Origin of the sequence: Shewanella algae (assembly GCF_009183365.2) — a bacterium.
Classification (GTDB): Bacteria; Pseudomonadota; Gammaproteobacteria; order Enterobacterales; family Shewanellaceae; genus Shewanella; species Shewanella algae.
This window is the reverse complement of sequence record NZ_CP068230.1, coordinates 4269124-4282816: the sequence shown is the minus strand read 5'-3', so window position 1 is coordinate 4282816 and position 13693 is coordinate 4269124. Positions and strand designations below refer to the sequence as shown.

The 13693-nt window shown below is 54.4% G+C and carries 14 protein-coding genes, 1 pseudogene and 1 riboswitch; of the genes and pseudogenes, 5 read left to right on the top strand and 10 right to left on the bottom strand.

Annotated elements, in window-relative coordinates; all coding sequences use genetic code 11:
- Window positions 1-248: 248 nt before the first annotated feature.
- Window positions 249-653, bottom strand: a complete 405-nt coding sequence (locus E1N14_RS19100; protein WP_025010220.1) for a putative periplasmic lipoprotein — start codon at window positions 651-653, stop codon at window positions 249-251.
- Between the two features lie 131 nt (window positions 654-784).
- On the bottom strand, window positions 785-1318 hold the full coding sequence (gene yjgA / locus E1N14_RS19095; RefSeq protein ID WP_025010219.1) for a ribosome biogenesis factor YjgA: 534 nt from the start codon (window positions 1316-1318) through the stop codon (window positions 785-787).
- Window positions 1319-1466: 148 nt separating this feature from the next.
- Here yjgA and pmbA point away from each other — a divergent pair, with 148 nt between their 5' ends.
- Window positions 1467-2810 (top strand): metalloprotease PmbA, encoded by a 1344-nt coding sequence (gene pmbA, locus E1N14_RS19090; RefSeq protein ID WP_082813136.1) that lies wholly within the window; start codon window positions 1467-1469, stop codon window positions 2808-2810.
- 71 nt (window positions 2811-2881) lie between these two features.
- Here pmbA and E1N14_RS19085 read toward each other — a convergent pair whose 3' ends face one another.
- The 3 genes from E1N14_RS19085 to E1N14_RS19075 form a co-directional block, all read right to left on the bottom strand.
- Window positions 2882-3502, bottom strand: coding sequence for a hypothetical protein (locus tag E1N14_RS19085; RefSeq protein ID WP_025010218.1), 621 nt, complete (start codon window positions 3500-3502; stop codon window positions 2882-2884).
- Window positions 3502-3849: a hypothetical protein gene (locus E1N14_RS19080; protein ID WP_025010217.1), complete on the bottom strand. Its 348-nt coding sequence runs from the start codon at window positions 3847-3849 to the stop codon at window positions 3502-3504. Before E1N14_RS19080 ends, E1N14_RS19085 begins: the two co-directional genes overlap by 1 nt.
- Before the next feature lie 119 nt (window positions 3850-3968).
- A complete protein-coding gene (locus tag E1N14_RS19075; protein ID WP_025010216.1) occupies window positions 3969-4817 on the bottom strand; it encodes a substrate-binding periplasmic protein in 849 nt (282 codons plus the stop codon).
- 196 nt (window positions 4818-5013) lie between these two features.
- On the opposite strand from E1N14_RS19075, the gene E1N14_RS19070 reads away from it, so the two are divergent.
- Window positions 5014-5238 (top strand): ribosome alternative rescue factor ArfA, encoded by a 225-nt coding sequence (locus E1N14_RS19070; protein ID WP_025010215.1) that lies wholly within the window; start codon window positions 5014-5016, stop codon window positions 5236-5238.
- Between the two features lie 37 nt (window positions 5239-5275).
- Here E1N14_RS19070 and rimO read toward each other — a convergent pair whose 3' ends face one another.
- A complete protein-coding gene (gene rimO, locus E1N14_RS19065) occupies window positions 5276-6700 on the bottom strand; it encodes a 30S ribosomal protein S12 methylthiotransferase RimO (protein ID WP_025010214.1) in 1425 nt (474 codons plus the stop codon).
- A gap of 235 nt (window positions 6701-6935) precedes the next feature.
- Between rimO and E1N14_RS19060 the strand changes: the two genes are divergently transcribed.
- Entirely contained in the window at window positions 6936-7643 is a 708-nt protein-coding gene (locus tag E1N14_RS19060; protein ID WP_025010213.1) for an oxidative stress defense protein, read from the top strand.
- A gap of 180 nt (window positions 7644-7823) precedes the next feature.
- Here the strand turns inward: E1N14_RS19060 and E1N14_RS19055 are convergent, their stop codons facing one another.
- Complete coding sequence (locus E1N14_RS19055) at window positions 7824-8651, bottom strand: 5'-methylthioadenosine/S-adenosylhomocysteine nucleosidase (RefSeq protein WP_025010212.1); 828 nt, start codon at window positions 8649-8651, stop codon at window positions 7824-7826.
- A 212-nt stretch (window positions 8652-8863) separates the two neighbouring features.
- Window positions 8864-9035, top strand: a riboswitch (Lysine riboswitch).
- 88 nt (window positions 9036-9123) lie between these two features.
- Between E1N14_RS19055 and E1N14_RS19050 the strand changes: the two genes are divergently transcribed.
- Window positions 9124-10704: a Na+/H+ antiporter NhaC family protein gene (locus E1N14_RS19050; protein ID WP_025010211.1), complete on the top strand. Its 1581-nt coding sequence runs from the start codon at window positions 9124-9126 to the stop codon at window positions 10702-10704.
- A gap of 84 nt (window positions 10705-10788) precedes the next feature.
- Here E1N14_RS19050 and E1N14_RS19045 read toward each other — a convergent pair whose 3' ends face one another.
- From E1N14_RS19045 to E1N14_RS19035, 3 genes and pseudogenes are all read right to left on the bottom strand, one after another.
- Window positions 10789-11919, bottom strand: a complete 1131-nt coding sequence (locus tag E1N14_RS19045) for an HlyD family secretion protein (RefSeq protein ID WP_062793878.1) — start codon at window positions 11917-11919, stop codon at window positions 10789-10791.
- A 302-nt stretch (window positions 11920-12221) separates the two neighbouring features.
- Window positions 12222-12456, bottom strand: a pseudogene (locus tag E1N14_RS22110) (DUF3302 domain-containing protein); the annotation flags it as partial.
- A gap of 123 nt (window positions 12457-12579) precedes the next feature.
- Window positions 12580-13101 carry a GNAT family N-acetyltransferase gene (locus tag E1N14_RS19035; protein ID WP_025010209.1) on the bottom strand — a complete coding sequence of 174 codons (522 nt, stop codon included), beginning with the start codon at window positions 13099-13101 and terminating at the stop codon, window positions 12580-12582.
- Window positions 13102-13309: 208 nt separating this feature from the next.
- Here E1N14_RS19035 and E1N14_RS19030 point away from each other — a divergent pair, with 208 nt between their 5' ends.
- Complete coding sequence (locus tag E1N14_RS19030) at window positions 13310-13693, top strand: hypothetical protein (RefSeq protein ID WP_025010208.1); 384 nt, start codon at window positions 13310-13312, stop codon at window positions 13691-13693.

The window sequence follows — 13693 nt, the reverse complement described above, 5'->3', positions numbered from 1 at the left end:
TTCTTATTTTCTAATTGCTTATGTAAAAGCTATACCCCTTGGGAAAGGGCGGAGGGATTATAGGGAATGGCTTGTCGCTATCTGTGATCCAAAGCAGATCAGCCTTGAGATTTCACAAGTTTTTACATGAAATATGATGAAATTAGCCGGTGAAACAGGGGCATGGGACTTTTTGACTTAGGCGCAGCTTCAGCCAATTTCACAGATGTGGTGCGGGATAACACGGACACATCTAGCTGGGTTGAGCGTTAGAAATAGAGGTTTTCGACGGCTTTACCGTCAACCAGGATTTCGCACTTGTCGCCGTTGCTGGATTTTGAGGATTGCACCGCGCTGGCAATAATGCCAAAGGCGCCGCCCTGACTACCGAGCACGGAGCCGAAGTAGCACTTGCCGTCGATCTCCATCTCTTTATAGCGACCACCCAGGTTTTGGGTTGGAGTATATGGGGGGAAGGTGCCGCGCATTATGGGGTCACCGTTGACTGTCAGTTCCAGTTTCTTTTTATCGGAAAAATAGCGTCCACCGAGCTTCAGCGTTTGGCCTTTCACTTCGACGGTTTTTTCCTGGGCTATGATGGGTTGTGGGGTTGAGCTACAGCCTGCCAGCAGTGCGCCGGTACAAGCCAGTGAGGCAAGAGTCAATTTACGCATTAATCCGTCCTTTATTGGATGCGATATCTGTGGGGTATTACTTTTCCGTGTTATCCGCGCCGGATTATAACGTCTTGGCAACAAAAAACGCCAGCATCAAGGCCGGCGTTTTTACGGTATGGAAGATTGAATCAGTCTTCCAGTTCACTGCGCAAATACTTGAACAGCTCGGCAGAGGACTTGGACTGAGGCCCCTTGGCCAGCTCTTTGTTGGTCTGACGCACCAGTTGCCTGAGTTTTTGTCTGTCCAGTTGCGGGTGCTCCTCCAGCAGGGATTGCACTTCGGCATCGCCACCACTGAGCAAACGGTCACGCAACTTCTCAAATACCTGAGCCTTGGCGGCCGCTTCGTTGTTCTTGTTCAGTACCCGCTCAAGCGAGGTCTGAATCGCCTCGAGATCTTCGTTGCGCATCAGCTTGCCGATAAACTGCAACTGACGACGGAAGGCCTCGGTATTGGGCTTGATGTTCTTGGTTTGCATGATGGCATCAAACAGGGACTCACCCAGCTCAATTTTGGCCAACTGACTCTTGCTCAGCGCTGCCAGCTGTTTGCCCAGATCCTGAGCCTCTTCACTGTCGCGTTTGAGCGAGGTCTTGCTGATATAGTCCTCGTCCTCATCATAAGGCTGTTTAAAATGCTCTGAATCGCCAACTATTTTCATAAAGTCTTTCCTCTGATACTGGCGCTGATTGTAGCATCCCCCTTGGCGCTTCGTCTTCTACGGCAGCAAAATTGATCTGTCGTGGTTATGTGAATAAAGCCGGCTTTTGTTATGCTAGGGGCAGTTTAGCCAATTCAAGAGTAAACCTGTGTCTGCAAATTTTATTGATAGTGAACTGAGTGCGTTGAAAGACGCGGTGGCAATGGCGCTGGAGTATGCCAATAGCCTGGGCACCAGTGCTGCCGAGGTGGCCATCAGCAAGCAACAGGGTCTGAGTGTTTCCACTCGCCTCAAAGAGGTGGAAACCGTCGAATTCAACAAGGATGGCGCGCTGGGGATCACCCTGTATCGCGATGGACACAAGGGCAGTTCTTCCACTTCGGATCTGTCGCCGGAGGCGATTCGCCAGGCGGTTAAGGCCGCCGATGGTATCGCCCGCTATACCAGTGAAGACCCTGCCAGCGGGTTGGCCGACTCTGAGTTGATGGCGAAAGATTTTCCCGATCTGGATCTCTATCATCCCCGTCACACCAGCCCGGAAGAGTTGGCCGAGTTGGCCATTCGCGCCGAAGCTGCAGCGCTGGACAGAGACCCGAGGATCAAGAATTCGGATGGTGCCAGTGCCAACGCCCACAACAGCGTCAAGGTCTATGGCAACAGCCATGGTTTCCTGCAGGGTTACTGCAGCTCGCGCTACAGCCTGAGCTGTGTGGTGATTGGCGCCGAAGAAAACGGCGATATGCAGCGCGACTATGACTATGGTATCAACCGCCGCTTCGACGCCTTGTTGAGCCCGGAGCAGGTGGGGATTAAGGCCGCCGATAAGACGATTGCCCGTCTCGGTGCCCGCAAACTGGCAACCGGCAAAATGTCCGTGCTATTTGCGCCCGAAGTGGCCACAGGTCTGGTGGGGCATCTGGTCAGCGCCATCAGTGGCTCAAGCCTGTATCGCAAGTCCAGCTTTCTGCAGGATGCTATCCACACCCGGATTTTCCCCGAATGGTTCAGCATTGCCGAGCAGCCGCATCTTAAAGGTGCCCTGGCCAGTGCCAACTATGACAGCGAAGGGGTCGCGACCCGTGAGCGGGACATAGTCCGTGACGGCATACTGGAGAGTTATCTGCTGACCAGTTACTCGGCGCGCAAGCTGGGACTGGTCAATACCGGCCATGCCGGCGGCATCTATAACTGGACGCTGGCCGATACCGGCCACAGTTTTGATGAGTTGGTGCGTTCCATGAGCCGCGGGATCATAGTCACTGAGGTGATGGGCCAGGGCGTGAATATGGTCACCGGCGACTATTCCCGCGGCGCCGCCGGCTTCTATGTCGAGAATGGCGAAATCCAGTTCCCGGTCGAGGAGATCACCATAGCCGGCAACCTGAAGCAGATGTACCGCTCCATGCAGGCGGTTTCCAGCGACAGGGATTTGCGCTCCAGCATCCGTACCGGGGCAATCTTGCTCGATGAGATGAAGATAGCCGGTAACTAAGCCTGCCAAAGACTGAAAGCTCGCAGTTAAAGCGGGCTTTTTTATCAACTTGGATTACTGTTTTTGAGGGATTACTGCGCCATGCTTGGCTGTTTTGCGGACGGCTTATTTGCGGACGACTTGGGAAGCAGTTCACTGGTGTAACGTTCAATGACCAGGCTAAAGGGCTTGTCATCGGCTCGCAAAAGCAGCGCCTTGTGTTGCAATACAAATGGCGGCAGCACCTTGCTCCCTTGCCACAGCTTCAGGCTCTGGAGGTTTTCTCTCCTGAAGTCCAGCGCCTTGACGGCGGTGCCGAACGGGGTTTTTGTATGCTGTAACTGTTGATTCATCTCCTGGGTAAGGAGCTCGGGCACATACCAGTTGTCAGCGACAGATAACACTCTATCGCCACAGATAAGACGCACCTTGCGATGGCCTAGTCGGCTTCCCGGCGCCACTTTAAGCTGACGGTAGACCTCCTTGGGAGCATCATGAATAAAATGCTTTTCTCCTTCGGCGCGAATGCTGGCGTCTGTGGCCAGTTGATATTCATCACACCAGTCGCTCAAGGTTTTGGTTGCGCTACGGCTGGCGAGCAGCCGCTGATCCAGTTGTAACAACAACTCGGATGTGCTCTGGTCGGGAGTGACTTGGGGCGGTTTGCTCTGGGCCTTGGAAGCGGGAAGTAGCGCCAAGCCACAAAGCAGCATTAAACCGGCCGATATTGTTCTTCGCAGTGGGCATTGTCCTGAATGGCGGGCTGTAGGCATTGGCTGAGTTCTCTTAGGTTATTGCAGATGCTGTTGGCTCTTTGCTCGTCTCCCTGATGCAGCATGGTGAACAGATGTTGCAGTGCCATGGCATTGAGATAGTCCTGATGAACCGGCGGGAAGATATCGGCATCGATTTTGGCCCGTTGCAGGCGCTTTGTTATCGCTTGCTGACTGCTGTGCAGTACCAGCTCTAGGGCGTTATGCAGGCGCTGCTCCTCCTCGGCCATCAAGGTCATGGCCAAGTCCAGCTGTGCCTGTGGCGTCAACGGCTTGCGGGAAAACATATTACAACTCTTTGCGACCCAAAAGCAGCAGTGTACCCATTAGATGCTGGACTCAGGCTGAATTGATCCAAAATGTATCAATGGAATAGGAGGCAATACTCCTTGTATGAACAGGAGGATTAGGGCACAGCCGCCGCTTGTGATACCTGCTGCATATAGTATTGATAACGCCGCTCGGTTTCACCGCTTTCGGCCATGTCTTGCAAGGCCTGCTGCAGTGCGTAGGCTAGGCTGTCCGGCTGCAACTCCCAAGGGCTGTTGTCAATGGATATCGGCCTGTCGGCAATATAATTTGGATTGGTTCCGGCACTGAAATAACGGCTCTTGCGTGAGAAGCCCAGGTGTCCTTGTCGCCTGTGATCGCAGCAGTAGGGATGCAGTTTCAGCCCGTGCTGAGGATGGGTTTTCAGCCAATATCTCAGGGTTGATTCATCGTAGACATAGAAATCACCCTGATGCTGTTTGAGAAAGGCTATCGCCGAGTCTGTGCTCATGTCCGGTGGCTTGCGCACTATCAATTTGTCCGGTAAACCACCCAACTGATAGCTGCCGGGGGAGATAAGCAGCACCAGTTGCTTATCCACCAATTGCTGCAACGAGGTGATGTCACTCAAGTCGGCGCGGCTGACGCCGATATAGCGTTCAGACAGGCCGTTGGCGATGAAATGCGCGTAGTCGTGGCGCTCTTTGGAGAAGGCCAGCCCGGGATAGAAGTCGATATTGCCCTTGGCAATTTCCCAGAGAATACGCTTTTTCGGCGCTCGCACTACCTTGAGACTACAACCTATTCTTGCCGCCGCGTCTTGATACAGGCTGAGATAGAGGCCACTGTTATCCGGTGCTTCAGCAATATAGGGGGCCCTGGCATTGGTGCGATACCCCATGGTCAGCTCACAGGTTTCTGCGGCAAGCAGCTGTGGTGAACAAGCGAGTGCCAGCAGCGCCAGACAACAGAACCTGAATATCACAGAACAAACCCTCCCGGATTGACTGAAACAGACTGAATAGTGATTGTTTTTAATAACATGAATAAGGCGAAACGCGACATTGTACTTTGGGCCAAGATTAAGATATTTGGTTATTGGTACAAAAGGGAGTAGTATTTGCGCGATTTTTGTCCGGTATGGTCGGGCAAGTCTCATTCCACTGAAATAAGGAGCCGATATGGCCAAATATATTAAGCAGACCGCACTGCTGGAACATGAATCCGGTCGTGGACAGATCAAAGATAACGCCCTCAAGGCCGTGGTGACCAGTTCACTGTTTCGCTGTCGCAGCGAGAAGCCGAAGAAGGGCAAAGGATCATACAGTCGTAAAGGACGCAATGGAAAGGGGCAACAGGGTGTTGCCCCTTTTGATTTTATGACTCTAATCTTTTCACCCTGCTGACACCTCAAGAAAGATTTCTCCAAGGTGTTGGGAGAGTTTAATCCGGCATCTGCACCAGTTCGGCCCACAGATCGTGCTCATCAGAATGAGTGATCAGTGCGCGCACCATGTCCCCTGGGCTCAGTTCCACTTCTCCGTTTAAGAATACCATGCCGTCGATTTCAGGTGCATCGGCATAGCAGCGGCCAATGGCGCCTTCCTCGTCCACATCATCGATAAGGACATCCAGCTCACGGCCTACCAGGCGCGCCAGCCGCTCGGCACTGATCTCGGCCTGCACCTGCATGAAACGCTCATAGCGGTCCTGCTTGACCTCTTCACTGATAAGCTCTGCTAAGGTGTTGGCCACGGCGCCATCGACTTCCGAGTACTTGAAGCAGCCTACGCGGTCCAGCCTTGCTTCACGCAGGAAGTCCAGCAGGATTTCGAAATCCTCTTCGGTTTCACCGGGGAAGCCAACGATAAAGGTTGAGCGGATCACCAGATCCGGGCAGATTTCTCGCCATTTCTTGATGGCGTCCAACTGGCGGTCGACCCGGCCGGGGCGCTTCATCATCTTGAGCACACGAGGGCTGGCGTGCTGCAGTGGCAGATCCAGATAGGGCAGGATCAGTCCTTCGGCCATCAGCGGGATCAGCTCATCGACCCAAGGGTAAGGGTAGACATAGTGCAGGCGTACCCACACACCCATCTTGCCCAGATGGCGGGCCAGGGTAGTGATATCTTGCTTCACCGGCATGCCGTTCCAGAAGTCGGTGCGGCCGCCCTTGTCTTTGCCGTAGGCCGAGGTGTCCTGGCTGACGACCAGAATTTCCTGAACGCCGCTTTCCACCAGGCGTTTGGCTTCATCCAGCACGCTGCCGACACTGCGGCTGTCCAGATCGCCCCTCAGCGCCGGAATGATGCAGAAGGTACAGCGGTTGTCGCAGCCTTCGGAAATCTTCAGGTAGGCATAATGCTTGGGGGTCAGCTTAACGCCGGCTTGCGGGATCAGCGAGGTGAAGGGGTTGTGCTCCGGCTTGGGCACATATTTGTGCACATGGTTCAGCACGGCTTCATAGCTGTGGGGGCCGGTGATCTCCAGTACATCCGGATGCACTTCGCGGATCTGGTTTTCCTTGGCGCCCAGGCAGCCGGTGACTATCACCTTGCCGTTTTCTTCCAACGCTTCACGCACGGCATCCAGCGACTCTTCCACCGCGGCATCAATAAAGCCACAGGTGTTGACTATTACCAGGTCGGCATTGTCATAGCTGTTGGTAACCTCATAGCCGTCGATGCGCAGTTGGGTGAGGATCCGCTCGGAATCCACCAGGTTCTTGGGGCAGCCCAGGCTGACAAAGCCGATGCGATTGCCGCTGGTTTGGGCCTCGGCAGGGCTGTTTTCCTGTGCCAGAGTCTTGGCCGGAGTGTCCAGAGTTGTGGTCTGCTTGGGATCAAAAATGTCGACTGATTTCTTCAAGAGCTGTTTTCCGCAATGCTAAAGCTGATGGAGCACGCTTGGGTGCCGGTAAAATTGGCGGCGATTATACCTCAGCCATAGAAAAGGTACAGTTGGGCTGGTTAATTTATGTTCTATGTTGCCATCTCGGTTGCCGCTTCAAAACCTCGTTGAAAAATTTTTTGATTTTTTTAACCCTTTTGTCAGCTGGCTGCGTTTCTATGGTCAACGAAAGCGAACTTTTTGGAGAACCAAGATGAAAAAATCTCTGCTGAATCTGGCGCTGATAGGCGCACTGTTACCCGCTACTCTGATGAGCCACTCGGTACTGGCTCAGGATAGACCTCTGCTGGAAACTACAGGCGTCAGCCAGATACAGGTTGAGCCGGATATGGCTGAAATCCATGTTGAAGTGTCATTAAGCGAATCTGATGCCAAGGCGGCCAAGGCCGCATCCGACAAGGCGGTGGCCGCTTTTATCGAGCGCCTGCTCAAGGCTGGGGTCGCCAAGGAGTCGATTGCAGCCGCCAATCTGAATCTGCAACCTGAGTATGTTTACCTCAAGGACAAGGCGCCCGAGCTCAAGGGGTATCGCGCCAGTCGCAGTGTGACCGTGTTGGTGAAACAGTTGGATCAGCTCAACCCCATACTGGACTCGGCGCTAATAGGCGGGATCAACAAGGTGAACCAGATCAACCTTAAGTCCAGTAAAGAAGCCGAGATGCGCAAGCAGGCGCGGCAGGCGGCCATTGAAGATGCCAAGCAAAAGGCCAGTGAGCTGGCAGCCGGATTCGGCGAGAAACTCGATGGCGTCTGGTCGATTCGTTATTTCGACCAAGGCCCGGTGCGCCCTGTGATGTACAAGGCCGCCATGATGGCTGAAGGCGCTATCAACCAGAGCTATGAGTATGGCCAGGTAACTTTCTCCGACAGGGTCGAGGTCAGCTACAAGCTGCGTGACTAAACCCAAGTTATCCTGTCTGACAGTTATGATGCGGGCACCCTGGTGGTGCCCGCAATGTTTGTTTTCCAGCCGGTAATCCAAGCCATTTCTCTTATTGCTGATTACTTAAGATTAGGTGCTTACAGGAAACGCCAAAGAGACAATCCAGCGGCACTTGTTTGCCATTAGAGCGACTAGGTTTTATTTACCTTCCAAACCTGCGATCAACTTCTTGGTGTACTCAATGACAAACTGCTGACAGTGGATAGCGGTTTGTGGCTCAAACTCTTCGCCGTGCAGGTCGGTATTGGAGAGTACCCGAATCCCGATAAAAGGGATCGCATAGGCCTTGGCAACCAGGGCGGCCGCAGCGGTTTCCATCTCTTCGGCCGAGGTTTGATAAGTTTGGTGCAGCCACTCGATGCGGTCGACTTCGCGGTTCCACTCATCGGCACTGCCGATCACGCCGGTCACTACCTTGCCATGGCGATAAGCTGACGCCAGTTGTTGTCCCAGAGCCAGCAGCTTGGGATCGGCATCAAAGCGCTTGTGTTCCACCAGCTTGCCATCCTGACGCAAACGCATGGTGACATCGAAGTTATGCCAGCGTTTGGGATCTATGCCCTGGCCTTTGGGGTGTAGAACGCTGCGATAGGAACCCATATTGAAGCTGTATTTCCCCAATACTATGTCGCCGCGGTGCAGCGCCGGGTCGTGGCCGCCGGAGGTGCCCTGGTTGATAATAAAACCGGGTTGAAATTTTTCTATCGCCAGTGTGGTGGAGGCGGCGGCATTGGCCATACCTATTTCAGTACGGGACACTATGACAGGATAGCCATCCACAGTGCCTTGCCAGAAAGTCCAGGAACCAAGAGTTGTCTGTTTGGGGTCTTTCAGGGCCTGAACCAGGGTGTCGACTTCGACATCCATGGCGCCTTGCAGCAGTATAGGTGACCGGGTGGGCGTTGCCATGGAATGGCTGGAGAACAAGGCACAGAGTGCCACACAAAAACGTTGTAACAGAGTCATTTGCACACCTTTAATTGTTATTTCAGTGTCGCGGTAGGGGAGGGCGATCCTAGGTGTAGCTGTGGTTGCCGTCAACAGCCGGAGTTGGCATTTGCGAGCCCAGACATGAGTCACTTGCCAAAGGCTTAATGCCAACCGGGAGGGATATTTACCGCCAGAGGCACAATCTGGCTTGCTATTGGGGCCGTGATAGTTAGAATGCCAGTCGAATACCTTTGAGTAGAGGCGCGCTGCCTAAGAGTAACCGGGAAGAGGGTGATGCCTTTGAGGCCCGGGGAAAGGAGTCGGTGCCGAAGTAGCCAGGCCATCAAACCTAGCTGCTGGTTCTGTATCTAACAGGTGCAGGACTGCCATAGTCATCCACTATGGAGCGCTACCTGAAGGAACTGAGAAGTTTCTGCCCTCCTTGGTCTGAGTTTCTTCGATCCTATCGGTAGATCTCCACCTTAGTTGTTTTAGGTGTAAAGAGATCATGAATATCATGCATTTTGCGGACTCTCCCTGGTCCATAGTTCCTCCTCTGCTGGCGGTTGCGCTGGCGATCATCACCCGTAGAGTACTGCTCTCCCTCGGGGTTGGCATAGTCGCCGGCAGCCTGATGTTACAGCAGTTTTCACCGCTGCAATCGCTGCGCTACCTGTTTGACAGTGTGCTGAAAATCTTCTGGGTCGATGGTGCTCCCAACAGCGATAACCTGAATATGCTGCTATTTATGCTGCTGCTGGGTGGGCTTATCAGCTTGATGACCGCCTCGGGGGCGACCCGGGCCTTCGCCGAATGGGCCGCCAGGCGCTGCCAGAGCCGCAAGAGCGCCAAGTCGCTCACCGGCTTGATGGTGTTTGCCTTCTTTATTGACGACTTCTTCCACAGTCTGTCGGTGGGGCCCATTTGCCGCCCTGTGACCGACAGATTCCAGATCTCCCGCGCTAAGTTGGCCTATCTGCTGGACTCAACCGCGGCACCCGTGTGCGTATTGATGCCCATCTCCTCCTGGGGGGCCTATATCATCGCCCTGGTGGGCGGCATACTCGTGGCCCATGGGGTGACAGAGCAGAGCCCGATCGCCGCCTTTGTGCAGATGATCCCCATGAATCTCTATGCGGTATTTACCCTGATCATGGTGGTGGTAGTCATCGCCTTCCAACTGGATATTGGGCCGATGCGACAGCATGAGCAACGGGCGCTCGAAGGCAAGCTCTGGGATGAATCCAAGGGCCGGCCAATAGGGCTGGATATGGAAGCCCCGGCCGACAGCCGCGGCGGCATGCTGGATATGGTGTTGCCGATAGTGACACTGACGGCGGCGAGTATCTATTTCATGCTGGACTCCGGGGCTCAGGTATTGGCCGCCAATGGTCAGGCCTTCAGTGTGCTGGGCGCCTTTGAACATACCAATGTGGGTTCGTCTTTGGTTTATGGCGCCCTTTGCAGCCTGGCGGTGTCCGGCCTGTTGGCTCTGCGTCTCGGTCTTGGGATATCCACTTGGCTGCGCGCCGCCCCCAGAGGCGTTATGGCCATGTTGCCGGCGATCAACATACTGCTGTTTGCCTGGACCATAGGCGCCGTGGTGCGTGACATGGAAACCGGCAAATATCTCGCCAGCCTGGCCAACGGCAACCTGCCCACAGGGCTGCTGCCTGTGGTGGTGTTTGTGCTCTCCTGTGCAATGGCTTTTGCCACAGGCACCAGCTGGGGCACTTTCGGTATCATGTTGCCACTCGCCGGTGATATGGCCGCCGCCAGCGATATCCAACTCCTGCTGCCCATGTTGTCGGCTGTGCTGGCCGGCGCTGTGTTTGGCGATCACAGCTCGCCCATCTCCAGTACCAGTATTTTGTCGGCCACCGGCGCCGGCTGTCACCATATAGATCATGTGCTGACCCAGTTGCCTTATGCCCTGACCGTCGCCTTCGGGGCGGCGCTGGGGTATCTGGCCATGGGGCTGCTGCATTCCACTCTGGCCGGTTTCCTGGTGAGTGCCGCTTGGTTTGCACTCTTCTGCCTCTATCACGCCAGGCGCTTCCAGGCGGCTCCCGAGGCCGCCATCGGCTGAGGCTGAGATGGGATACAAAAAAGCCCCGGGAGTGTTCCCGGGGCTTTTTACTCTTGCCAAAGGCTTGCGCGTCGATAAGGAATATCAGTGATCCAGATAGAGGTAGTTCTGCCAGCTTTTCATCCTTATCAATACCTTACGCATGATTGACACATGCTCAAAGCTGTCGGAATAGATGGCGATCTCCACATTGGTGCCCAGTGGCAAATGATACTGACTCAGATCATCCAGCGGCTTGAGTTTTACCAGTGGCCGGCCGTTGAGGCGAATTTGTGACGAGCCATAGAGCTGCCCCTGCGCCTGCACCTGAGATTCACCTATGGCCGGCAGCACTTCGACCACTTCAGCTTGAAACACCTTGCCCGGCAGGGCGCGGAAGATCAGCTCGGCCTTGAAACCGGGTTTCAGCCGCAGCAGCGAGTTTTGCCTAAAGGCGCCGACAAAAAAGCGCTCCTCTTGATGGACAAAGGTCATCACAGGCCTGAGGGGCATGGGCACCACCATCATTCCCGGTCTCAGGGTCAACTGGGTCACATAACCGTCTGAGGGGGCGCGCATGCTGGTTTCTTCCAGATTGAATCTGGCTTTTTCCAACATGGCGGCAATTTCGGCCACCTGGGTGTTTTGCCCCTGATACTCGGCTTCCAGTGCCAGCTTGGCGCGCCGGGCTTCGGCCTCGGCCGCCTCTACTGAGGCCTGGGCGCCGAGATAGTACTGACGACGGTTGTCGACATCGGCGCGGGTAAAGGCGCCTTTTTCAAAACCGCTGCGGTAGCGCTCATATTCCAGTTGGGTTCTGTCCCGTTCGGCTTCGGCCTTGATGCGACTGGCCTCGGCGGCCTTATAGGCGGCGTCCAGCCCCAATACCGCCTGTTTGGCCTGCTCCAGGCTGGCCTCCAGCCGGGTGACTTCTGTCTGATAAGGAGTCGGATCGACCCGGAACAGCAGCTCGCCCTCCTTCAGCAGTTTGTTGGGGATGACGGGCACTTCTATGACCTTGCCGCGCACCGAGGGGATCAGCGGGGTGGTGACATACATCTGGCTGCCCATGGCGGTATGGGGATGGTTGTAGTTCATCAACAAAATCAAGGTGCCTATCAGTACTACTCCGCCGAGCACGGCAGTAGGCACGCTCCACTTGTTGAGCGGGATGCGGAAAATCTTGAAGATGGCGACGCAGATGGCGGTATAAGTGAGGATAAGCAAGAGATCCATTTATCTGTTCTCCTCATTCTTGTTATTGCTCTGGCTCTGATTATCTGTAGCTGGAATGTCGGCCGAGTCTGTTGCCGTATCCAAGTTCACGCCGCTGGTGGGTTTGGGGTCGGCTGGGGGCTCTTCTGAAGATGTTTGGACTTGGGTTGGGGCTTGGCTTTGGACTTGGACACTCGGCGCTGCAAGAGCCTCTGCGGCATGTTTTTGGGCTTCCAGGGCGGCGACTTTTTCACTCAATAGCTCCAACTGCTGCGCCAGAAGTACGGTTTCATGGTGCAGTGATTGCTGCTCCTGTTGAATTTTGTCAAAGCCCCAACCCCGGTCCTCGCGCCAGAGTGTGGCCCAGATCCACAGAAACGGCCACAGCACATGCAGGGTAAACAGGCTCACCCAGCCGGCGTAGTGAATGGCGTCCTGATGGGGGTGGTTACGTTTCTTGGCCAGCTCGTAGGGGATGTCGTGGATCACTATCACCCCGTAGAAGATCACCAGGGCGACAAAGAGCAGCAGCCCCAGTGCGATATAATCCAGTGTCATCTAATCGGGTTCCCTTATTCGTAAATACGCTTGAATAAGTGTAGATGGCCGCTGGCGGATTGCCCGGGAATGATGAATTTTTTCAGGGGCATAAGACGAAAATCGACTCGCGCCAGAATAGAGTTAGTTCTCTTTGGGCTCGGCAGGTCCCGGCAGCATAAGCTGATAAAACGCCAAATCCAGCCAGCGACCGAACTTATAGCCCACCTGGGGTAGGGTGCCTGAGTGTTTGAACCCCAACTTCAGGTGCAGGGCGATACTGGCCTGGTTTCCGGCATCTATGGCGCCCACCATGGTGCGCATGCCGCGCTCCCGGGCCTGGGTTATCAAATGCTGCATCAGAAAGCGCGCCACCCCTTTGCCTCTATGCTCCGGGTGCACATACACAGAGTGTTCCACCGAGTAGAGGTTGGCCGGATAGCCGCGAAAGGGGCCTAAGCTGGCAAATCCCAACAGTTGTCCCTGCTCATCCTCGGCGCCCAGAATCGGCCAGTTGCCTTGCTGTTTGGCGCCGAACCAGTCGCGGATCTGCTGCTCGCTCCTTGGCTGGTATTCATAAAGGGCTGTGGTATGGGCAATGGCATGGTTGAAGATGGCGCGTATCGCCTCGCCATGTTGCTCAAGTTGGCAGTGACACAGATGCATCTTAGGCTCCCAAGGTGGTTTCGCCTGAGTATGCCACAAGCCGGTCGATGCGCCATTACTTCAATGGGAACATATGAATTGGAGCAGGTAGCCATTCAGTGTGTTGTATTGCAGTCGAGAGGTGGGTGCTGTACTTGCTAGAGATGGTTAACATTAGCCAAAGTAACAGTTATTTTGATTGTATTAGGTCAATAAAAGGATGTGACAAATGAAAGTGGAGCAAAGGAGTCGTAAAGCCAGAGAAGTACATGCGGAAACCTTAATTAAAATAAGTACTAATCTGTTGACTGCTTTTGGTGTAACCATATTGATCTTGCCCTTGTCCGGTTTGGCCGGTATCGCGATCAAGAGCGGTGATACCGCTGAGCTTTGGGATCTGTTCCTTAAGTTGTTTGGCTCTTGGTATGGTGTTGTGGTGATTGCACTGGAGTTGCTGATAGGTTACATCGTGCTTTCTTTCCGTGATAGGGCGCTGGATGTCTATGATGAGCTTTATCCAGACGCCTGTGCCTCGGAAGTTGTCAAGGAGACGATAACCACTCCTGATATCAATCCGCCGAAAACGACTCCAAAGGCAGGTGAGCAAGCTTGA

Bases quoted from the DNA above. Each gene is read 5' to 3' on its own strand.
- E1N14_RS19100 (WP_025010220.1), bottom strand. From the start codon at position 653: ATGCGTAAATTGACTCTTGCCTCACTGGCTTGTACCGGCGCACTGCTG.
- yjgA (WP_025010219.1), bottom strand. From the start codon at position 1,318: ATGAAAATAGTTGGCGATTCAGAGCATTTTAAACAGCCTTATGATGAG.
- E1N14_RS19085 (WP_025010218.1), bottom strand. From the start codon at position 3,502: ATGCTGCTTTGTGGCTTGGCGCTACTTCCCGCTTCCAAGGCCCAGAGC.
- E1N14_RS19080 (WP_025010217.1), bottom strand. From the start codon at position 3,849: ATGTTTTCCCGCAAGCCGTTGACGCCACAGGCACAGCTGGACTTGGCC.
- E1N14_RS19070 (WP_025010215.1), top strand. From the start codon at position 5,014: ATGGCCAAATATATTAAGCAGACCGCACTGCTGGAACATGAATCCGGT.
- E1N14_RS19060 (WP_025010213.1), top strand. From the start codon at position 6,936: ATGAAAAAATCTCTGCTGAATCTGGCGCTGATAGGCGCACTGTTACCC.
- E1N14_RS19055 (WP_025010212.1), bottom strand. From the start codon at position 8,651: ATGACTCTGTTACAACGTTTTTGTGTGGCACTCTGTGCCTTGTTCTCC.
- E1N14_RS19050 (WP_025010211.1), top strand. From the start codon at position 9,124: ATGAATATCATGCATTTTGCGGACTCTCCCTGGTCCATAGTTCCTCCT.
- E1N14_RS19045 (WP_062793878.1), bottom strand. From the start codon at position 11,919: ATGGATCTCTTGCTTATCCTCACTTATACCGCCATCTGCGTCGCCATC.
- E1N14_RS19035 (WP_025010209.1), bottom strand. From the start codon at position 13,101: ATGCATCTGTGTCACTGCCAACTTGAGCAACATGGCGAGGCGATACGC.
- E1N14_RS19030 (WP_025010208.1), top strand. From the start codon at position 13,310: ATGAAAGTGGAGCAAAGGAGTCGTAAAGCCAGAGAAGTACATGCGGAA.